Raw genomic sequence first — 21,412 nt, forward strand, 5'->3', positions numbered from 1 at the left:
GCGGCTGCTCGTTCATGCTGCACGTCCGCCATGCGGCAGCGGCCATCGAGGCCGGACTGTGCAAGACCGTGCTGATCACGCATGCCGAAAGCGGCAAGTCGAACATCGGCCGCACCCCGCGCATGATGACGAACGTCGTCGATTGCCCGCAGACGCCGGAGGCGCTCGAACTCGACATGAAGCTGGAGGTGAAATTCGAAAACCTCGACGACACCATCACGCTTCCTTTGTTCCGTCCGGCGACGGGCTGATCACATGCGCAGGAACGAGGTTGCCGTGGTCGGCGCCGCTGAAACCACCGAACTCGGCGTCATCCCCAACGTGTCGCAGATTCAGCTGCACGCGGATGCGGCGCTGAATGCCATCGCCGACGCCGGCCTAAAACTGTCCGACATCGACGGTTTTGCTACCGCGGTGGAAACACCGCAGCAGATCGCGCATTACCTTGGCATCACGCCTAGCTGGGTTGACGGCACCTCGGTCGGCGGCTGCTCGTTCATGCTGCACGTCCGCCATGCGGCAGCGGCCATCGAGGCCGGACTGTGCAAGACCGTGCTGATCACGCATGCCGAAAGCGGCAAGTCGAACATCGGCCGCACCCCGCGCATGATCGGCCCCGACAGTTTGAACGGCCAGTTCGAACTGCCCTACGGCGTCTCGACGCCGGCCAGCATGTTCCCGATCCCGGTGCTGCGCTACATGAAGACCCATGGCATCACCCATGAGCAGATCGCCATGGTCGCCGTGGTGCAGCGCGAATGGGCGGCGAAGAATCCGCGCGCCACCATGAAGACGCCGATCACCGTCGAGGACGTACTGAACTCGCGGATGATCGCCTATCCGTTCCGCATCCTGCAATGCTGCCTCGTCACCGACGGCGGCGGCGCGCTGATCCTGACCTCGGCCGACCGCGCGAAAGATTTTCCGCAAAAACCGGTCTACATCCTCGGCACCGGCGAAAGCGTGGAGACGCCGATGGTCAGCCAGATGCAGACGTTCGACTCCTCGCGCGCGTTTCGCACCGCAGGTCCCCTCGCCTTCAAGGAGGCCGGCATCGCCCACAAGGACGTCGATCACCTGATGGTCTACGACGCGTTTGCGCATCTGCCGCTGTACGGCCTCGGCGATCTCGGCTTCATGCCGCACGAGGAAACCGGAAAATTTATCGCCGACGGCAACACCCGCCCCGGCGGCAAGCTGCCTCTCAACACGAATGGCGGCGGCCTCAGCTATATGCATTCCGGCATGTACGGCATGTACGCGCTGCAGGAAAGCGTGCGGCAAATGCGCGGCATCGCACCGGCGCAGGTCAAGGGCGCGAAGATTTCGGTGTGCCACGGCGTCGGCGGCATGTTCGCGGCGAGCGGCACGATTATTTTTACGAACGAGAAGTAAGGGCGAAGCGGCAACACAAGCATAGCGTCATTGCCGGGCTTGACCCGGCAATCCATCCGCTCGGAAGACTCTTGCGAAGATGGATGGATGCGCGGGTCAAGCCCGCGCATGACGCATCGGGTGTGGCGGCAGCCCGGCAGAACAAGGAGCACCACATGACCAAATCACTCGACGGAAAATCGATCATCGTCACCGGCGCTGGGCGCGGCATCGGCCGGGAAATCGCGCTGCTCTGCGCGGCGGAGGGCGCCAAGGTCGTGGTCAACGATCCCGGCGTCGCCGCCGACGGTTCGGGATCGAGCGCGGCGCCGGCGGAAGAAGTGGCCGAGGAGATCAAGCAGCGCGGCGGCACCGCGGTCGCCAATTTCGAGACCGTTGCCGAGGCGATCCCCGCCGGCAAGATCGTCAAAACCGCGATCGACAGCTTCGGCAAGCTCGATGGCGTGGTCAACAACGCCGGCATCCTGCGCGACGCGATCTTCCACCGCATGAGCATCGACGCCTTCGAGTCCGTGATCAAGGTGCACCTGATGGGCTCGTTCTACGTCTCGCACGCCGCCGCCCGGCTGTTCCGCGAACAGGAGAGCGGATCGTTCGTGCACTTCACCTCGACCTCCGGCCTGGTCGGCAATTTCGGCCAGGCCAATTACGCCGCGGCAAAACTCGGCATCGTCGGGCTGTCGAAATCGATCGCGCTGGATATGGAGCGGTTTCATGTGCGCTCCAACTGCGTGTCGCCGTTCGCCTGGAGCCGCCTGATCGGCACCATCCCGACCGAGACCGAGGCCGAGAAAGCGCGGGTTGCAAAAATTCAGCAGATGGGCCCGGAAAAGATCGCGCCGCTCTGCGCCTTCCTGCTCAGCGACGCGGCGAAAGACGTCACCGGCCAGATTTTCGCGGTGCGGATGAACGAGATTTTCCTGATGGGGCAATCCCGCCCCTTGCGTTCGATCCACCGCGCCGAAGGCTGGACGCCCGAGACCATCGCCGCGCACGGCATGCCGGCGCTAAAATCGTCGTTCTACAAGCTCGACCGCTCCGCGGATATTTTCAATTGGGATGCGATTTAGCGATCTCGCGCCCCGGACGCAGCGCAGCGCGTAGCCCTTGCGGAGCGGTGCGCTGCAGAGCCGGGGCCCAGCTTCTAAAGCCGGAACCGGGGTCCCGGTTCTGCGAAGCGGCATGAAGAATGCCGCATCGCGCCCGGGACACGTAAGCGACTCCGCCCGCTTTATGCCGGAATGTCGGCGCACGGTTGCCGTCCCAACGACAAAAACCATGGGAGGAAGTCATGACAAATTGTTTGAATTCGCCCGACCACAAGGCCGAACCTAAACCGGCCAGCCTCGATCGCCGCAACCTGCTGAAAACGGGAGCCGCGCTCGCCGCTACCACGCTGCTCGCACCGGACGCGCTGGCCCGCGACTTCGGCCGCGGCGCCGAGCCGCAGCGCTATCCCGATCCCGACATTGTCGTGATCGACGACAAGCGTTTCAAGGCCAAGGTCGGCAACACCGTGATCAAGCGGCTCTATACCGGATGCCTGTGGGCGGAAGGCCCGGCCTGGAATACGGTCGGCCAATATCTGGTGTGGAGCGACATCCCGAACAACCGCCAGCTCCGTTACATCGATGAGACCGGCTATATCTCTGAGCGCTTCCGCTATCCTTCCAACGAGAGCAACGGCAATACCTTCGATTTCGAAGGCCGCCAAATCACCGCCGAGCGCACCCGGCTGGTGCGGTTCGAGCACAACGGCAACCTCACGGTGCTGGCCGAGCAGGCGGGTGGCAAGCAGCTCAACGGTCCCAACGACATGGTCGTGCATCCCAACGACAAATCGATCTGGTTCACCGATCCCGGCTATGGCGCGATCAACCTCTATGAGGGCCAGCGCACCAACACCGGCTCGGTGCAGCCGTATCAGAAGGAAGCGATATACCGCGTCGACGCCACGTCCGGTCAAGTCACAAAAGTCGCCGACGATCCGTTCAAGCCGAACGGCATCGCCTTCAGCCACGACTACAAGAAGGTTTTTGTCTGCGACACCGGCATCACCCATTATCCGAACGCGAAAAATATCGTCTGGCAGTACGACCTCAATGGCGACAAGCTCTCAAATCCGCGCATGCTTGCCGACATGACCCTCGACGGCAAATCGGGTTTCCCGGACGGCCTGCGCGTCGACACCGAGGGCAACATCTGGGTCGGCGCCGGCTGGGTCGGCGATGGCTATGACGGCGTGCATATCTTTGCGCCCGATGGCGCGCGCATCGGCCAGATCCGCCTGCCCGAAACCTGCGCCAACGTCTGCTTCGGCGGCAAGAAGCGCAACCGCCTGTTCATGACCGCGAGCCAGTCGCTGTATGCGGTCTATGTCGAGACCCAGGGCGCGCATAATTGCTGAGGGTGTCGTGCCCCGGACGCGATGCAACACGTAGTGTTGCTTCGCAGAGCCGGGGCCGTAACGGGCGAAACCTCTCCACGAGTCGTCCCCGCGAAGGCGGGGACCCATACGCCGTGCCGTCTCGTTAACGCACTGTGGTTGACGCCTTTCTTCAACTCGAACGTCAGGGGTTATGGGTCCCCGCCTTCGCGGGGACGACCCGTTGAGCGTAGTCGCCTACACCTAACCGCTATTCCTCAGCCCTGCCGATATCCCGTTGATGGTGAGCTGGATGCCGCGCAGCACCTGCTCGTCGGCGGCTTCGCCGTCCGCCAACTCCTTGCGGTGCTCCTTCAGCAGCTCCACCTGCACGTGATTGAGCGGATCGAGATAGGGAAAGCGGTTGCGGATGGAGCGTTCCAGCAGCGGATTGCCCTGCAGCAGCCGGCCGTGGCCCATGATGTCCAGCAGCGTTTCGATAGACGCGTGCCATTCGCGCCGGATGCGGCCAAAAATAGTTTCGCGCAACTCCGTATCCGGCACCAGCTCGGCGTAACGCGAGGCGATGGCGATCGAACTCTTGGCCAGCACCATGTCCATATTCGACAACAGGGTGCGGAAGAACGGCCACTCGCGATACAGCTCCTGCAGGAACGGCATGCCCTTGTCGGGATGCTCGAAGATCCAGACCTCCACCGCGCTGCCGAAGCCGTACCAGCCCGGAAGCATCAGCCGGCATTGCGCCCAGCTGAACACCCAGGGAATTGCCCGGAGATCCTCGATCGCGCGGGTTTTCTTGCGCGACGCCGGCCTGCTGCCGATGTTCAGCGTGGAGATTTCGGTGATCACCGTGGACGCCCAGAAATAATCGGTAAAACCTTCGGTCTCATAGACGAGGTTGCGATAGGCCTTGCACGCCAGCGCCGACAGCTGCTCCATCGCTTCGAGATATTCGGCTGATGGAGCGCTGTGCCGCGGCTGCAGCAGGCTGGCTTCCAGGGTCGCCGCGGCAAGAATTTCCAGGTTGTTGCGGCCGACTTCGGCGTTGGAATATTTGCTGGAGATGATTTCGCCCTGCTCGGTGATGCGGATCTGTCCGTTCACGGCGCCGCCTGGCTGCGCCAGGATCGCGTCATAGCTCGGCCCGCCGCCGCGGCCGACCGAGCCGCCGCGGCCGTGGAACAGCCTCAGGCGCACATGGTGGCGCTCGAACACCTCGACCAGGCCGATCTCGGCCTTGTAGAGCTCCCAGCCCGAGGTGACGAAGCCGCCGTCCTTGTTGCTGTCGGAATAGCCGAGCATCACCTCCTGCACCGCGCCGCGGCTGTCCACCAGCCGGCGATAGTCGTGCAACGACAGCAGCCGGTCCATGATCGCGGCGGAGGCCTGCAAATCCTCGATGGTCTCGAACAACGGCACGATATTGATGGCGCTGCGGCCTTTAGGATCGACGAGCCCGGCCTCCTTCAGCAGCACCGCGACCTCCAGCATGTCCGACACGCCCTGGCACATCGAAATGATACATTGAGGGATGACCTCGGCGCCGAACCTCGCATGCGCGTTCGCTGCCTCGCGCAGCACCGCCAGTTCACCGAGCGTTTCCTCGCTGTACTTTACGAACACCGACGTCAGCGGCCGCGTGCTGCGCAGTTCGCCGGCGAGCAGCGCGACCCGCGCGTCCTCGCCCAGCGCCAGATACGATGTGCCGGGCATCGCGGCATCTACCAGCTCGGCGATCGTGCGCTCGTGCACGGCCGAATTCTGCCTGATGTCGAGGCTGGCGAGATGGAATCCGAAACATTCGGCGGCGCGGCGCAGCGAGCGCAGCCGGCCTCGCGCGATCACCCGAGAATTGTTAGCGATCAGCGAGCGGTCGAGAATGTCGAGATCGGCCTTGAACTCCTTTGCGCCGGCATAGGCCGCGGCTTCGCCGACCGGCGCGCGGCTGGTTTCGACGTCGAGTTCTAGTGCGGTCGCGGCCAGCCGGGCATAGATGCCGGACACTGCCAGCCGATAGGGCTCGCCGCTGCGATGCGGCGAGGGATCGGGCGAGCGCTCCGCGAGCGTGCGCAGTTCTTCCGAGACATCGGCGAGGTGCGCGGCCAGCGACAATTCGGCGCCCAGCGCGTGCAATTCCTCGAGATAGAACCTCAGCACCCGCGTCGACTGCATGCGCAGCGTGCCGCGCATGACCTCGGCGGTCACGAAGGGGTTGCCGTCGCGGTCGCCGCCGATCCAGCTGCCCATGCGCAGGAACGACGCCAGCTCCTGGCGCGCGGCGGTGTCACCAGGCGCATCTTCGGCGTGCAGCCGGTCTTCCAGCGTGCAGTGCAGCCGCGGCACCTCGCGCAGGAAGGTGTAGTCATAGAACGACAGACCGTTGGCGACCTCGTCCAATACGGTAAGCTTGGTCCGGCGCAGCAGGTTGGTCTGCCACAGCGTCAGCACCGCGCGGCGCAGCTGCTCCTCGCTGGCTTCGAATTCGTCAGATGTGAGGTGCATGCGCTCGCGGCGGTCCAGCAGCGCGGCGATCTCCATTTCGCGGTCGATGGTGCTCTTGCGGCGCACTTCGGTCGGGTGCGCGGTCAGTACCGGGCTGACCAGCGCGTGCCTGAAAAACTCGCGCAGCTCATTGGCGCTGATGCCGGCCTCGCGCGCATGCACCAGCGTGCGGGCAAGGGTGCCCGCGGTGCCGTTGCCGCCCTGCCCGCGCATCTGCCGGATATTGTTCTGATCCTCGGCGATGTTGGCGAGATGCGAAAAATAGCTGAAGGCGCGGACGATGCGCACCGTCTCGGCGGTCGAGAGGCTGTCGAGGATATTTTCCAGCTCGCGCCGCGCCAGCCGGTCCTCGTCGCGATGGAACCGGATCGAGGTCTGCCGGATGCGTTCGACGATGTCGAACACTTCCGCGCCCTCCTGATCGCGCACGGTATCGCCGAGAATGCGGCCCAGCAGCCGGATTTCCTCGCGCAGCCGCGCATCCGCCTCAAGGGCGGCGATCTCGTCGGCGCGATTGGTCCGTGTGTCAGGGTCGGAAGGCATGATCTGGGACGGCATGACTGGCTCCAGAAAACTGCCCGGCAAGCACAAGTCGCAAGTTTTTCGCTGCAGCGCAAGATCAAGATGGAGGCGGCGCGTTCTTACCTCTCCCTCGCAGGGGAGAGGTGACTCGCATCCACGCTCAAATCCGCCGCCCCGCCTGCTCCCAATACGGGTCGCGCAGGCGGCGCTTGAAGATCTTGCCGGAATCCTCGCGCGGCAGCCCGGTCGCAATCTCGATATGCTTCGGCACCTTGTAGTCGGCCAGCGACGTCTTGAGCTGCGCGCGGAGGGCCGCGACGTCCAGTGTCACGCCGGGCTGCGGTTCCACCACCGCCATCAGCGCCTCGCCGAATTCCTCATCCGGGATGCCGAACACCGCGCAGTCGTGCACGCCGGGAAGCGCGTGCAGCGCCGCTTCGATTTCGGCCGGATAGATGTTGACGCCGCCGGAGATAACCATGTCACGCTTGCGGTCGCAGATGAAGACATACCCGTCCTGATCGATATAGCCGACATCGCCGGATGTAATAAAACCATCGCGTTCGATCTCGGCGCGCTTGTCGGGCTTGTTGTGATAGGTGAAATCCGGATTGCCGGCGATCCGCGAATAGATCTCGCCGATCTCGCCTTGCGGCAGTATCTTGCCGTCGTCGCCGACAAAGCGCAGCTCGGCGCCCGGCGATATCCTGCCGACAGTGCCCGGCTTGTTCAGCGCGTCCTCGGAAGTGGCGAACGTAACCGCGCCGGATTCGGTCGAGCCGTAAAACTCGTAGATCACCGGCCCCCACCAGTCGATCATCGCGCGCTTCACATCGGCCGGACAGGGAGCGGCGGCGTGGATGACATGGCGCAGCGACGACATGTCGTATTTTCGGCGCACGGCCTCCGGCAGCTTCATCAGCCGGATGAACATCGTCGGCACCATGAAGATGGTATCGATCTTTTCGTCCTGGACGATGCGCAAAAATTGCTCCGGCTCGAACCGCGGCATCAGCACCAGCGCGCCGCCGAGCTTACCTGTGCGCAGCCCGAACGAATTCGGCGCCGAGTGGTACAGCGGCCCCGGCAGCAACGCGCGGACGCCGGGCCGGGTGCCGTAGATCATCGCGCGCATGCGCTCGCTCGAGGCGGCCTGCTCCGGCGTCGGCGCATGCCGCCGCACGCCCTTGGGATGGCCTGTCGTGCCCGAGGTGTAGATCATGTTCATCGGCGCCGGCAGCGTCGGGCCGTCATAAGGCTTCTGCTCAGCCAGCCAGCTTTCCAGATCGGTCGCGCCGTCGGGAGTGGCGAGATGATCCGGATCGATCTTGTAGTTCGCCAGGATTTCCGGCAGCGTCGGGGCGCTGAGCACGGTGACATCGGGCGGTATGGCATCGCGCAGCTGATGCAGCATGTCGGCATGGCCGATCAGCACCTGCGTGCCGGAATCTTTCAGCACATAGGCGATCTCTTCCGGCTTGAAATGCCAGTTGACCGGCACCGCATAGGCGCCGAGCAGCGCCACCGCATAGGCCGCCTCGATGAAGGCGACGTCATTGCGCATCAGGATGCAGACGCTATCGCCCTGGGCCACGCCGAGTTCTTGCAGGCCGCCGGCGATACGGCCGGCGCGGTCGGCGACCTCGGCGTGGGTTCGGCGCCGATCGCCGGAGATGATCCCGAGGAAGAGGGAGAATGGGGAAGTCATGGTGTTCTTCTTGAAACTTGCTCCGCCGTCATCCTGAGGCGCTCGTCGTTCTTCACGGCGAGCCTCGAAGGATCGGCCGCAAGTGCCTGCGGCCATCCTTCGAGACGCCGCGCTAAGAAGCGCGGCTCCTCAGGATGACGGCTGTGCTTAAACATCCGCAAACTTCGGCGCGCGCTTTTCCAGGTTGGCGCGTACGGCCTCGGTCTGGTTGGGCGCGCCAATCAGTTTTTGCTGCTCGACGGATTCGGCCAGCAGCGCAGGTCCCGGATCGACCGAGAGATTGTTCAGCATGCGTTTTGCGGCGCGGATGGCGTGCGGACTCTTGCCGGCGATGTCGGTTGCGACTTCCATGGCGGCGGCATGCGGGTCGTCGACGATTCGGGTGGCGAGACCGTAAGCGAGCGCTTCCTGCGCCGAGAAAATTCTTCCCGTATAGGTGAGGTCGCGCAGGATATCGTCGCGCACCAGGCTCGCCAGAATCGGCGTGCCCGCCATGTCCGGCACCAGGCCCCATTTGATTTCCATGATCGACATCCGCGCGTCGGGGCTGAGGAACCGCATGTCGGCGCCGAGCGCGAGTTGAAATCCGCCGCCGAACGCCACGCCGTGGATCGCCGCGATCACCGGCACCGGCAATTGGCGCCAGCCCCACACCGCAGCTTGCGGGAAATTGGCCGGCCCATGGGTGCGTGCGGTAAGGTCGCGCGCCTCGCCGCCGGCGACCCCGTTGCCGCCATTGGCCTTCATCGCGGCGAAGCGGCCCATGTCGAGGCCGGCGCAGAAGGCGCGGCCCTCGCCGGACAATACTACCGCCCGCAAGCCTTGCTCGCGGCTCAAGCGGTCGCAAGCGGCGACCAGCGCGTCGAACATGGCGGCGTCCAGTGCGTTCATCTTGTCGGCCCGCACCAGGCGGACATCGGCGACGCCGTCGGACATCGTGACCTTGACGCGATCTTCCATGGCAGGTTTCCTCCCTTTTTTGCCTCGTGCCCCGGACGCAGCGCAGCGCGCCGTTCTTCACGGCGTGGTGCGCTGCTGAGCCGGGGCCCAGCTTGCTTGCTGACCGGGGTCCCGGCTCTGCGGAGCGGCATGAAGAATGCCGCACCGCGTCCGGGACACGATGGTGTTTGGCGCTTTACAGAAAGGCGTCGGACGGATTTAGTCAATCAACAATAAACCGACAATTCCTTTCAGGGCGGAAGCTTTCATGTTCACCCAAAACCTTCTCGCGGGCCGGCGCATCCTCGTCACCGGCGGCGGCACCGGGCTTGGCAAGTCGATGGCGTCGCGTTTTCTCGAGCTCGGCGCCGAGGTCCATATCTGCGGCCGGCGCAAGAGCGTGTGCGACGAGACCGCGACCGAGTTGATGGATGCGTATGGCGGGCGCGTGGTGAGCCATGGCGTCGATATCCGCAACGCGCTGGCAGTCGACGAGATGATCGACGCGATCTTTACCGACGGCCCGCTCACCGATCTCATCAACAACGCCGCCGGCAATTTCATCTCGCGCAGCGAAGACCTGTCGCCGCGCGGCTTCGATGCGGTGGCCAACATCGTCATGCACGGCACGTTCTATGTCACGCACGCGGTGGGGCGGCGCTGGATCGCCGCCAAGCAGCCCGGCAATGTGGTGTCGATCACCGTGACATGGGTGCGCAACGGCTCGCCCTATGTGGTGCCCTCCGCGATGAGCAAGTCGGCCATCCACGCCATGACCATGTCGCTCGCCACCGAATGGGGCCGCTACGGCATCCGCCTCAACACTATCGCGCCCGGCGAGATCCCGACTGAAGGCATGAGCAAGCGGATAAAACCCGGCGACGAGGCCGGGGCGCGCACCAAGGCGCAAAATCCGATGGGCCGGGTCGGCCGCATGGAGGAGTTGCAGAATCTGGCAGTGTTCCTGATCTCCGGCGGCTGCGACTGGATCAACGGCGAGACCATCGCCATGGACGGCGGACAGGCGCTGGCGATGGGCGGCAACTTCTACCAGTTGCGCGACTGGTCCGACGCCGACTGGACCCAGGCCCGCGATTCGATCAAGGCGCAGAATGAAAAGGACAGGGCCGCAAGGGGGTAATGTTCCGTGCGCCGGACCCGGTGCAGCGCCTCTTGGCGGTGCGCCGCAGAGCCGGGACCCATCAACACAAATAGAACGTCATGCGCGGGCTTGACCCGCGCATCCATCGAACTTCATAAGGAATCTTGCGAGAAAGATGGATGGCCGGGTCAAGCCCGGCCATGACGCTAAGAATGGGAGAAACATGTCCGACATCGCAGACGCGCAAAACCTCGCTGATATGATACGGGCGCAGGGCAAGCTTCGCGGCTATACCACCGCCTTCGAGTTCGAAGGCCGCCGCACCAGTTTTGCGGGCCTCGATATCCATACCAACCGCGTCGCCAACGGTCTTAAAGCCCTCGGCGTCGAGCGCCACGAGCGCATCGCCTATCTCGGCAAGAACAGCGATATCTATTTCGAATTGCTGCTCGGCGCCATGAAAGCCAATGTGGTGATGGCGCCGGTGAACTGGCGGCTGGCCGGGCCGGAGATCGCCTTCATCGTCGAGGACTGCAAGGCGGCGATGCTGTTCGTTGGTCCGGAATTCATCGAACAGGTTCGCGGCATCCAGTCGCAGCTGCCCGACGTGCGCACCTTCATCACCACCGAAGGCGGCGCGCCGGACTGGCTCGACTTCGCCGCCTGGCGCGACGCGCAAAGCGGCGACGATCCGAACCTGCCGCTCGACGAAAAGGACATCGCGATCCAGCTCTATACCTCCGGCACCACCGGAAAGCCGAAAGGCGCGATGCTGTCGCATGCGAATTTTCTGGCGCTGGTGCGCACCGGCGGCGGCGAGCGGCCCGACTGGAACAGATGGTCCGAGGATGATGTCTCGCTGGTCGCGATGCCCGTGTTCCACATTGGCGGCACCGGCTGGGGCTTGACCGGGCTCTACCACGGCGCCAGGGGGGTGATCGCCCGCGAATTCGACGCGACCAAGGTGCTCGATTTTTTCGAGAACTCGAAAATCTCGAAACTGTTCATGGTGCCTGCGGCGATGCAGTTCGTGGTGCGGCAGCCGCGGGCACGCGAGATGGATTTCTCGCGGCTGAAATACATGCTCTACGGCGCCTCGCCGATTCCGGCGGCGCTGCTGAAGGAATGCATCGAAGTGTTCAAATGCGGCTTCGTGCAGCTGTACGGCATGACCGAAACCACCGGCAGCATCGTCGCACTGCCGCCGGAGGATCATGTCGAAGGGCTGGACCGCATGCGCTCGGCCGGCAAGGCCTTGCCCGGGGTCGAGCTCGCAATCCTCGATGCCCAGGGCAACAAATTGCCTCCCGGCGAAGTCGGCGAGATCGCGACACGCTCCGGCTCCAACATGGCCGGCTACTGGAATCTGCCGGAGGCCACCGCCAAAACGCTCGACAAGGATAACTGGCTGCGCACCGGCGATGCCGGCTACCTGGACGAGGACGGCTATCTCTACATCCAAGACCGCATCAAGGACATGATCATCTCCGGCGGCGAGAACATCTACCCCGCCGAGGTCGAGAGTGCGATCTGCGATCATCCCGACGTCGCCGAAGTCGCCGTGGTCGGCGTGCCCGACGAGCAGTGGGGCGAAGCGGTCAAGGCCATCGTGGTGATGAAGTCCGGCAAGACCGCGACACCGGCCGAGATCATCGGCTTCACCCGCACGCGTATCGCCGGCTTCAAGACGCCAAAGACAGTGGATTTCATCGAAGCTTTGCCGCGCAACGCCTCGGGCAAAATCTTGCGCCGGCACCTGCGCGATCCGTATTGGGCGGGCAAGGATCGGCAGGTAAATTGAGAAGGCTCGTGTCCCGGGCGCGATGCAGCGCGTAGCTCTTGCGAAGCGCTGCTTCGCAGAACCGGCCAAACGCCGTGCTTTGTAACGGCCCGGCTCTACAGCGCACCGCTCCGCAAGGGCTACGCGCTGCGCTGCGTCCGGGACACGAGAGTTTTCCGCGTCATACGCGGGCTTGACCCGCGTATCCATCACTCTTCGTAAGAAGCATTTTCCGAAGAGGATGGATGGCCGGGTCAAGCCCGGCCATGACGAGTGGAGAGGTGCTACCTGCAGGGCGCGCCTCTCACCGCTTCCCTGCCCCCATATAGCCGAACAGGAATCCCGCCACCTTGCGCTTCTGGATTTCCTCGCTGCCTTCGGTGATGCGGTAGCGGCGGTGGTGGCGGTAGATGTGCTCGAACGGCTTGTGGCGCGAATAGCCCATGCCGCCGTGGACCTGCATGGCGCGGTCGGCGGCTTCGCAGCACAGCCGGTTCGCCCAGAAATTGCACATCGACACCTTGTCGGACAGCGTATGCTCGACCTCGGCCTGCGTCAGCTGGTCCATCTCCCACGCGGTCTTGCGAATCAGCAGCCGCAGCATTTCCACCTGGGTCGCCAGCTCCACCAGCGGCCACTGGATCGCCTGGTTTTCGGCCAGCGCGCGGCCGAACGGCTTTCGCTCGCGCGCGTATTTCACGCTCTCCTCGATGCAATAGACCGCCGCTCCGAGCGAACTGGCGGCCTGCCGGATGCGGTTCTCATGCACAAAGCACTGCGCCAGCGACAGCCCGCGGCCGACCTCGCCGAACAGCGCATCCTCCGGCACGAACACATCGGTGAAGGACACCCGCGGATGATCGGTTGGCATGTTGAAGGTCCACATGTATTCCTCGACCTTCACGCCCGGCGACTTCGCCGGCACCAGGAAACAGGTGATGCCGCGCGCGTCGCCGTCGTTACCGGAGGTGCGGGCGAACAGCGCGCAGTGGGTCGCCACATGCATGCCGGTGGTCCACATCTTCTGGCCGGCGATCACCCAGCCCTTGACGTTGTCGCGTGCCGCAGGTTGCGCTCTGGTTTCCATGTGGGTCGCATCCGAGCCGTGCTCGGGCTCGGTGAGGCCGAAGGTAATGCGATATTTGCCGGTGATCGAACCTTCGATCATCACCTTCTGCTCGTCGCTGCCGTAGCGATCGAGCATGGTCACAAGCGGCAGATTGCCCACGATGGAGTGCTCGTTCTGCAGATCGTTGTGCAGACCGAGTCCCTTCGCGGCAAAATGCTCGCGAATGACAGCCATCCATAGATTGGAGCCGGCCTTGCCGCCATATCGCTTTGGGAGCGCGAAGCGCAAATGTCCTGCAGCGTCGGCGAGATTTTTGACCCGCCGCAGCAGCGCCTCCCATTCATGCCGCGGCAGGCCGCCGTTTTCAAAATCGGTGCGCGCCCATTCGCGGCGGTGATCGAAGAAGCGGATATTGTCGTCGGCGTCCTCGATCGGCTTGATCTCGCGTGCGATGAAGCGGTCGAGCTCGTCGAGATAGTCGACGAGATCAGCGGGCAGAGAAAAATCCAAGGCGGTCTCCCGGATATATTCTTGTTTCGTTGGATCGATTAAGGTGAGAAGCCAAACGTTAGTCAAGCACGCCGGCCCTCATCTTGAGGAGGCGCACTTGCGCCGTCTCGAAGGATGAGATGTTCTATGCTCCCTCATGGTTCGAGACGCGCGCAAGAGCGCGCTCCTCACCATGAGGTCAACAATACGGAGTAAACATGGACCTGAAATTCTCCAAGGTAACGCGCAAGGGACCGATCACCATCGTGACGCTGTCGCGTCCCGAGGTTTATAACGCGCTGCACACCGACGCGCATTTCGAACTCAACAAGGTATTCGACGAATTTTGCGCCGATCCGGAGCAATGGGCCGCGATCGTCACCGGCGCCGGCGACAAGGCGTTCTGTGCCGGCAACGACCTGAAATGGCAGGCGGCAGGAGGCAAGCGCGGCTGGGACAAGGGCGGTTTTGCCGGCCTCACCTCACGCTTCGATTGCGACAAGCCGATCATCGCCGCGGTCAACGGCGTCGCCATGGGCGGCGGGTTTGAGATCGCGCTCGCCTGCGACCTCATCATCGCCTCGGAGAATGCCAGGTTCGCGCTGCCGGAGCCGCATGTCGGCCTCGCCGCGCTTGCCGGCGGCTTGCAGCGATTGCCGCGCCAGATCGGGCTGAAACGCGCGATGGGCATGATCCTGACCGCGCGCCATGTCACCGCCCGCGAAGGCCACGAACTCGGCTTCGTCAACGAGGTGGTGCCGCAGGGCGAGGCGCTGGCCGCGGCGGAGCGCTGGGCCGAGAGCATCTGCAAGAACTCGCCGATGTCGATCCGCGCCTCCAAGCAGGCGATCCGGATGGGCATGGCGGTGTCGCTGGAGCAGGCGATCGCCGAGCAGCGCGATTATCCCGCGGTCAAGGCGATGGCGGCGTCGCAGGACTACATCGAGGGCCCGAAAGCGTTCTCGGAAAAACGCGCGCCGAAATGGCTGGGGAGATAGGTCTCGTGTCCCGGGCGCGATGCGGCATTCTTCATGCCGCTTCGCAGAACCGGGACCGCACGAGGCACCGGCGTTTGGTACGGCCCCGGCTCTGCAGCGCACCGCTTCGCGAAGAGCTGGGCGCTGCGCTGCGTCCGGGACACGCAACTACTTCTCCAGCTCCCTCCGATACGCCGCATAATTCGGCTGATCGACCGCGAGCTTATCCATCGTGGTCTGCCACAGATGCTCGGCGAGCCCCGGCGTTTGCAGATCGGCTTCGCCGCTGGCAATCTTATCGGCCAGCGCGCGATTGAGTTCGCCGAGCGAACCCTGTGTGCCTAACAGTTGTGCCAATCGCTCAGTCTCCGCCGCATCGCTGCCATGCTCGAACGCGAGCTGCCGCGTCACCAGATCGAGCGCGTTGATCGCGACCCGCAGCTTGAACGCGCTATGCCCGCTGATTGAAGGCGTGATATCGTTCCGCAAAAAATCCGCAACTGCCTTGATCAACTCAGTGGGTGTCGGTTCGTCCTGCATCCTACTTTCCTCGCGGTGCGAGCAGCCGCAACAGATCGATTTCGGTCTCCGACGAACGCCGCCCGATCATCGCGCGTTCCATCGAATGGTCGGGACCGAGGCGAAAGCGCTGCATCATGCCGCAGCACATGATACCCCAGCGCAGCGTGCCCATCACTTCCCAGAAGTTTACGCGCGATGCATCGACGCGTCCGCCGGCCGCCTCATAGCCCGCGAACAGCTCCTCGCGCGACCCAAAACCCCCGACCGGCTTGTCGATCTCGCCAAAGCGCCATGAGTTGACGCAGATCCAGCCCAGATCTTCCATCGGATCGCCTATATGGGCCAACTCCCAGTCCAGCACCGCGCGCACGCCGTCGGGACCGACGATGAGATTGCCATGGCGAAAATCGCCGTGCACCAGTGTCGCCTGTCCGGAGGGACCCGGATCGTGGTCGCGCAGCCAGCGCAGCGCCAGTTCGAACACCGGGCGCGGCCAATCGAAACTGCGGTACTCATGCCCCAACTGGGCGATTTCCGTAGCCGCCGTCATGGGGCGAAGTTGAGGCAACTCCGGCCGCGCGATGCCGTGGATGGCTGCGAGAACGCCGCCGCATTGGCGCGCGAGCCTTGGCCGCACCTTGGCGAATTTCTGGTCGCGCAGGATCTTGCGCGGGATGGTTTCGCCTTCGACCCGTTCCATGATGAAGCCGGTGCCGAGTTCGTCGTGCGGCTGCAGCACATGCAGCACCTTGGGCGACGGCACGCCGGCGACATAAGCGAGCCGCATCAGCGTGGCCTCGACGTTCAACCCGGCCGCGCGCGTTGGCGCAGCGCCATAGCCCGGCGGGGCGCGGCGCAGGATCGCGCCGACATTGCCGCTGGGATGCACGATGTCGAACGACCAGGTTTCCTGGCTGGCGCCGCCGGAAAGCCGCGTCGGGCCGATCACGCCGGCAGCGCCCGGACACCACGCGGCAACGCAACGCCTCAACAGTTCTTCGATGCTGGCGGCCAAATTCTATTTGCCTTTGAATTTTGCCGGACGCTTCTCGAGAAAGGCCGTAACGCCCTCCTTGAAATCCGCCGCAGAGCCCGCCTCGCGCTGCAACTGCTGTTCGAGATCGAGTTGCTCCTCGAACGAATTGCCGGGGCTCTCCCAATACAGCCTGCGGATCAGCGACAATGCAACGGTGGGGCCGTTCGCCAGTTCGTGCGCGAGCTTCATAGTCTCGTCCATCAGCGCCGCATCGTCGTAAACCCGGTTGACAAGGCCCCATTCCAGCGCCTTTTCCGCAGGCAACCTTTCGCCCATCAGCGACAGCTCGACGGCGCGCGCCTTGCCGACCAGCCGCGGCAGCAGCCAGGTCGATCCGCAATCGGGCACCAGCCCGATACGGCGGAACGCCTGCAGGAAGTAGGAGGATCGCGCGCAGAGAATCATGTCGCCCATCAGGGCGATGCTCATGCCGGCGCCGGCCGCCGGTCCGTTGACCGACGTCACGATCGGACAATGCAGGTTTCTCAAGCGGCGCAGGAATGGATGATACGCGGTCTCAAGCGCTGCGCCGGCGTTGTTGCGGCCTCCCGGCTTGGCATTGCCGCGGCCCTGCAGATTGGCGCCGGTGCAGAACGCGCGTCCGGCGCCGGTAATGACGAGGCATCGCACCTCGGCCTTGCGGTCGTCGATGGCGTCGAGCGCCTCGCTTAAGCCCCCCAGCATTTCCATCGACACCGCGTTCATCACCTCCGGATGGTCGAGTTTCAGGATGGTGACCGGCCCGTCGAAATCGACCGTGACGTGCTTGAATTGCATTGGTTTCCTCATGTGTGATCCGCGGTTGGACGCCGCGGCGAGATTGGATGTCGACCGCCATATTTGATTTTTGAGACGCCGTTGTCCATGGTTGGAATTGATCGATTCAACCAAAACGGGAACGTCCATGAGCATTTTCGACCTGACCGGCCGCGTGGCCATCATCACCGGCGGCAATGGCGGCATCGGCCTCGGCATCGCGCAGGCCCTGGCCGAAGCCGGATGCAGCGTCTCGATCTGGGGCCGCAACGCGGAGAAGAACAGCGCCGCCGCGGCCTCGATGGCCAGCGCGCCGGGCAAGGTCGAAACGCACATCTGCGACGTCAGCGACCCCGCATCGGTGAAAGCGGCGATGGCCGAGACGCTGGAAAAATTCGGCCGCGTTGACGGCTGCTTTGCCAATGCCGGCATTGGCGGCGGCGGCCGCCACGCCTTCATCGACCGCACCGAAGAACAATGGCGCACGATGTTCGCTACCAACCTCGACGGCGTGTTTCATGTGTTCCGGGCCGCCGCGCGCCACATGACCGAGCGCGCCAATGCCGGCGACAAGTTCGGCCGGCTGGTCGCAACCTCCAGCCTCGCCTCGCTGTTCGGCACCGCGCGCAACGAACACTACGCCGCGACCAAGGCCGCGATCAACGCGCTGTGCCGGGCGCTCGCGGTGGAGCTGGCGCGTCACGGCGTCACCTCGAACGCGATCCTGCCGGGCTGGATCAGGACCGACATGACCGTGCGCGTGCTTAACGACGACAAATTCGCCGGCGCGGTGATGCCGCGGATTCCGATGCGCCGTTTCGGCGAGCCCAGCGACTTCGGCGGCATCGCGGTCTACCTGATGAGCAAGGCGTCGTCGTATCACACCGCCGACACTTTCGTGATCGACGGCGGATACACGGCGTTTTAGCATGCGTGCCCCGGACGCAGCGCAGCGCGCAGCTCTTCGCGAAGCGGTGCGCTGCAGAGCCGGGGCCCCGGTTTGTACAAGGAAGGAAACCGGGGTCCCGGCTCTGCGGAGCGGCATGAAGAATGCCGCACCGCGTCCGGGACACGGGTTCACGACGACGCCGCCATCCTCGTCCGCTCCGCCGGCGTCATTGCAAAACCCTGATATCCCTTTGCCGCGACGTCGTTGCAGATCTGGCGGTAGACGCCGACGCCCCCGATATAGGGCATGAAGATCTGCGGCTTGCCCGGGATATTGGCGCCCATGTACCACGAGTTCGCCTGCGGATAGAGCGTGCCGTGCGCGACCTCGTTGACATGCGCGACCCAACTGTCCTCGGCATCCCTGCCGGCTTCCATCGCATCGAGATCGCGCTCGCGCATATAGCCGATGCAATCGGTAATCCAGTCGACATGCTGCTCGATCGAGACCATCATGTTGCTCAGCACCGACGGGCTGCCGGGACCGGTGATGATGAACAGATTGGGAAAGCCGGCACTCATCAGGCCGAGATAGGTGCGCGGACCTTCGGCCCATTTCTGATTGAGCGTTTGTCCAGCGCGGCCGCGGATATCGATCCTCGCCACCGACCCCGTCATCGCATCAAAACCGGTCGCCAGCACCAGCGCATCGACCTCGTAGGTCTCATCGGCGGTGCGAACTCCATTCGGCAAAATCTCCTTGATCGGGTTGGACTTGATATCCACCAGCGTCACATTCGGGCGATTGAAGGCGGCGAAATAATCGCTGTCGATGCAGATGCGTTTGGTGCCGATCGGATGGCTGTTCGGCTGCAGCAGCTTGGCGGTCTCGGGATGCTCGACGATCTCCGCGATTTTTCCACGGACGAAATCGGCGGCGGTGTCGTTGGCCGCCTGGTCGAGGGCGAGGTTGTTGTAGACCGACATGAAGGTGAGGCCGCCGCGGGTCCAGCGCTGCTCGTATCTGGCGCGCCGCTCGTTGTCGCCATCGTCGAGCGCGCCGCGGTCGGGCATGTCGGTGTAGATGCCGTTGCGGGCCTCCTCGCGTGCAAAGCGCCGGATTTCCGGATAGTTCGAACGGAATTCCTCGCGTTCTTCCGCCGTCAGCGCGGCGTTGCGCGCGGGAATGCTGAAATTCGCGGTGCGCTGGAACACCGTAAGGTGACTGGCCTGCTCGGCGATCACGGGCACCGACTGGATTCCCGACGATCCGGTGCCGATCACGCCGACGCGCAGGCCGCTGAAATCCACCGGCTCATGCGGCCAGTGCCCGGTGTGATAGACCTTGCCCTTGAAGTCGGCGAGACCCTCGATATCGGGCATCCGCGCATTCGACAGGCAGCCGGTGGCGAGGATCACGAACTGCGCCGATACCGTCTTGCCGTCGGACGTCGTCACCGACCATCGATTGGCGCTTTCATCGAACACCGCGGACTCGACACGCGTGCTGAACTGGATGTCGCGCCGCAGGTCGAAGCGGTCGGCGACGTGGTTGGCGTATTTGAGAATCTCCGGCTGCGGCGCGTAGCGCTCGCTCCAGTCCCATTGCTGCTGCAGTTCGTCGGAGAACGAGTAGGAGTACTGCATGCTCTCGACGTCGCAGCGCGCGCCGGGATACCGGTTCCAGTACCAGGTGCCGCCGACGCCATCGCCCTGTTCATACACCCGCGCCGAGAGCCCCAATCCCCGCAGACGATGCAGCATGTACATTCCGGCAAAGCCCGCGCCGACCACAACGACGTCGAACTGGTCCGCGCTGCGGTTCGGGCTGGAACTGGGCTGCAAGGCAGGCATCGGTTCGTGCTCCCTGATCTGGAATTCTCGACTTTGTCGATACAATTCAACCCGACGCACCAAAGCGCAAGAGCCAAATCGGCTATCCCGGTCTGCATATCAGGCAAGGGGACCCAGGTTGCCGCAGCCATCACCGTCATCCTGAGGCGCTCGCCCTCCTGGGGCGAGCCTCGAAGGATAGCCGCAGGCGCTCGTGGCGATCCTTCGAGACGCCGCGCAAGAGCGCGGCTCCTCAGAATGACGGCAGAGCTTGCTGCGCTTGGCACAGGCGGCCATGATGCGCTAGCGTGACGATGAATCCGTCACGCTAGATGGACTGTTGCAAAAGACTGCAGGGAGCAAACTGGATCATGAAATCGCCGATCTGCGACCTGCTCGGGATCGAATTTCCCTTGCTCGCCTTCAGCCATTGCCGCGATGTGGTCGCGGCCGTCAGCCGCGCCGGCGGCTTTGGCGTGCTCGGCGCGACGGCCCATACGCCGGAAACCGTCGAGCAGGAGCTGAAATGGATCGACGATCACGTCGACGGCAAGCCCTATGGGCTGGACGTGCTGATCCCTGAAAATATTTCCACGGCGGGCGAAAAGGACGTCACCTGGAAAAGCCTCGAAGCCCGGGTGAGGCCGGAGCATCGAGCTTTCACCCGCAACCTCCTGAAGAAATACGGCGTCGAATTGGCCACCACCAACGTCGCCGACAATGCGCCGCAGCCGTTCGACGCGCAATGCGCGATGGAGGTGCTGGACACAGCCTTCACCCATCCGATCCGGCTGATCGCCAACGCGCTCGGCGTGCCGCCGAAGGCGATGATCGAGATCGGCAGGAAGCACGGCGTGCCGGTGGCGGCACTGGTCGGCGCCAAGGAGCACGCGATCCGCCAGGTCGCGGCCGGCGTCGACATCCTGGTGGCGCAGGGCACCGAGGCCGGCGGCCACTGCGGCGAGGTTTCGACCATGGTGCTGGTGCCGGAAGTGATCAAGGCGGTCAAGGCGATCCGCGACGTGCCGGTGCTGGCCGCGGGCGGCATCATGACCGGACGGCAGATGGCGGCGTGCATGGCGATGGGCGCGGCCGGCGTCTGGACCGGCTCGGTGTGGCTCGCCACGGTGGAGTCCGAGACTACCGAGATTTTCCGCGAGAAGATGATTGCGGCGTCCTCGCGCGACGCGATCCGCTCCAAGGGCCGCACCGGAAAACCGGCGCGGCAGCTGCGCTCGGTCTGGACCGACGCATGGGATCGCAGCTCCGATAGCCCCGGCGCGCTGCCGATGCCGCTGCAAAGCATCATCAGCCGCGACGCCTTCAATTCGATCGATCGCTCTGCCGCGTCAGGCAATACCGCCGCGCGCGACCTTGTCAGCTATTTCGTCGGCCAGGGCGTCGGCCTGATCGACAGCGTCAAATCCGCCGGCGCCGTGGTGCAGGAATTCAAGGAGGATTTTGCCGACGCGATCGAGCACATGAATGCGCTGGTGGCGGAATAGCCA

General features: G+C 64.1%; 16 protein-coding genes and 1 pseudogene. 9 read left to right on the forward strand and 8 right to left on the reverse strand.

The features are described 5' to 3' along the window. The 4 genes and pseudogenes from VGP39_RS12540 to VGP39_RS12555 all read left to right on the forward strand — a co-directional run. A pseudogene (locus VGP39_RS12540) lies at positions 1–251 on the forward strand (hypothetical protein); the annotation flags it as partial. A gap of 4 nt (positions 252–255) precedes the next feature. After that, positions 256–1,395 (forward strand): thiolase C-terminal domain-containing protein, encoded by a 1,140-nt coding sequence (locus VGP39_RS12545; RefSeq protein WP_327568432.1) that lies wholly within the window; start codon positions 256–258, stop codon positions 1,393–1,395. Between the two features lie 155 nt (positions 1,396–1,550). Beyond that, positions 1,551–2,465 (forward strand): SDR family oxidoreductase, encoded by a 915-nt coding sequence (locus tag VGP39_RS12550; RefSeq protein WP_327568433.1) that lies wholly within the window; start codon positions 1,551–1,553, stop codon positions 2,463–2,465. 221 nt (positions 2,466–2,686) lie between these two features. Continuing rightward, positions 2,687–3,802 (forward strand): SMP-30/gluconolactonase/LRE family protein, encoded by a 1,116-nt coding sequence (locus tag VGP39_RS12555; protein ID WP_327568434.1) that lies wholly within the window; start codon positions 2,687–2,689, stop codon positions 3,800–3,802. A 222-nt stretch (positions 3,803–4,024) separates the two neighbouring features. Here the strand turns inward: VGP39_RS12555 and ppc are convergent, their stop codons facing one another. The 3 genes from ppc to VGP39_RS12570 form a co-directional block, all read right to left on the reverse strand. Next, positions 4,025–6,841 carry a phosphoenolpyruvate carboxylase gene (ppc, locus tag VGP39_RS12560; protein WP_327568435.1) on the reverse strand — a complete coding sequence of 939 codons (2,817 nt, stop codon included), beginning with the start codon at positions 6,839–6,841 and terminating at the stop codon, positions 4,025–4,027. Positions 6,842–6,965: 124 nt separating this feature from the next. Beyond that, complete coding sequence (locus VGP39_RS12565) at positions 6,966–8,513, reverse strand: acyl-CoA synthetase (protein ID WP_327568436.1); 1,548 nt, start codon at positions 8,511–8,513, stop codon at positions 6,966–6,968. Between the two features lie 147 nt (positions 8,514–8,660). Beyond that, positions 8,661–9,473: a crotonase/enoyl-CoA hydratase family protein gene (locus tag VGP39_RS12570; RefSeq protein ID WP_327568437.1), complete on the reverse strand. Its 813-nt coding sequence runs from the start codon at positions 9,471–9,473 to the stop codon at positions 8,661–8,663. A 247-nt stretch (positions 9,474–9,720) separates the two neighbouring features. On the opposite strand from VGP39_RS12570, the gene VGP39_RS12575 reads away from it, so the two are divergent. Further along, a complete protein-coding gene (locus VGP39_RS12575; RefSeq protein ID WP_327568438.1) occupies positions 9,721–10,593 on the forward strand; it encodes an SDR family oxidoreductase in 873 nt (290 codons plus the stop codon). A gap of 184 nt (positions 10,594–10,777) precedes the next feature. Then, a complete protein-coding gene (locus tag VGP39_RS12580; protein WP_327568439.1) occupies positions 10,778–12,355 on the forward strand; it encodes a fatty acid--CoA ligase in 1,578 nt (525 codons plus the stop codon). A 283-nt stretch (positions 12,356–12,638) separates the two neighbouring features. On the opposite strand, the gene VGP39_RS12585 is transcribed toward VGP39_RS12580, so the two are convergent. Further along, positions 12,639–13,913: an acyl-CoA dehydrogenase family protein gene (locus tag VGP39_RS12585; RefSeq protein ID WP_327568440.1), complete on the reverse strand. Its 1,275-nt coding sequence runs from the start codon at positions 13,911–13,913 to the stop codon at positions 12,639–12,641. A gap of 197 nt (positions 13,914–14,110) precedes the next feature. Between VGP39_RS12585 and VGP39_RS12590 the strand changes: the two genes are divergently transcribed. Next, the gene (locus VGP39_RS12590; protein ID WP_327568441.1) at positions 14,111–14,890 is read left to right on the forward strand and encodes an enoyl-CoA hydratase-related protein; all 780 of its coding nucleotides are present in this window, start codon (positions 14,111–14,113) and stop codon (positions 14,888–14,890) included. Between the two features lie 147 nt (positions 14,891–15,037). On the opposite strand, the gene VGP39_RS12595 is transcribed toward VGP39_RS12590, so the two are convergent. The 3 genes from VGP39_RS12595 to VGP39_RS12605 are packed head-to-tail and all read right to left on the reverse strand — an operon-like array spanning position 15,038 to position 17,204. Further along, on the reverse strand, positions 15,038–15,409 hold the full coding sequence (locus VGP39_RS12595) for a DUF6285 domain-containing protein (RefSeq protein ID WP_327568442.1): 372 nt from the start codon (positions 15,407–15,409) through the stop codon (positions 15,038–15,040). A 1-nt stretch (position 15,410) separates the two neighbouring features. Beyond that, on the reverse strand, positions 15,411–16,406 hold the full coding sequence (locus VGP39_RS12600) for a phosphotransferase family protein (protein ID WP_327568443.1): 996 nt from the start codon (positions 16,404–16,406) through the stop codon (positions 15,411–15,413). Positions 16,407–16,409: 3 nt separating this feature from the next. Then, entirely contained in the window at positions 16,410–17,204 is a 795-nt protein-coding gene (locus VGP39_RS12605; protein ID WP_327568444.1) for an enoyl-CoA hydratase/isomerase, read from the reverse strand. 127 nt (positions 17,205–17,331) lie between these two features. Between VGP39_RS12605 and VGP39_RS12610 the strand changes: the two genes are divergently transcribed. Continuing rightward, on the forward strand, positions 17,332–18,111 hold the full coding sequence (locus VGP39_RS12610; protein WP_327568445.1) for an SDR family oxidoreductase: 780 nt from the start codon (positions 17,332–17,334) through the stop codon (positions 18,109–18,111). 149 nt (positions 18,112–18,260) lie between these two features. Here the strand turns inward: VGP39_RS12610 and VGP39_RS12615 are convergent, their stop codons facing one another. After that, a complete protein-coding gene (locus VGP39_RS12615) occupies positions 18,261–19,925 on the reverse strand; it encodes an NAD(P)/FAD-dependent oxidoreductase (protein ID WP_327568446.1) in 1,665 nt (554 codons plus the stop codon). Positions 19,926–20,275: 350 nt separating this feature from the next. Between VGP39_RS12615 and VGP39_RS12620 the strand changes: the two genes are divergently transcribed. Next, positions 20,276–21,409 carry a nitronate monooxygenase gene (locus VGP39_RS12620; protein WP_327568447.1) on the forward strand — a complete coding sequence of 378 codons (1,134 nt, stop codon included), beginning with the start codon at positions 20,276–20,278 and terminating at the stop codon, positions 21,407–21,409. The last annotated feature ends 3 nt before the right edge of the window (positions 21,410–21,412 follow it).

It is taken from the genome of Bradyrhizobium sp. (assembly GCF_036009065.1).
In the GTDB taxonomy this organism is placed as follows: domain Bacteria; phylum Pseudomonadota; class Alphaproteobacteria; order Rhizobiales; family Xanthobacteraceae; genus Bradyrhizobium.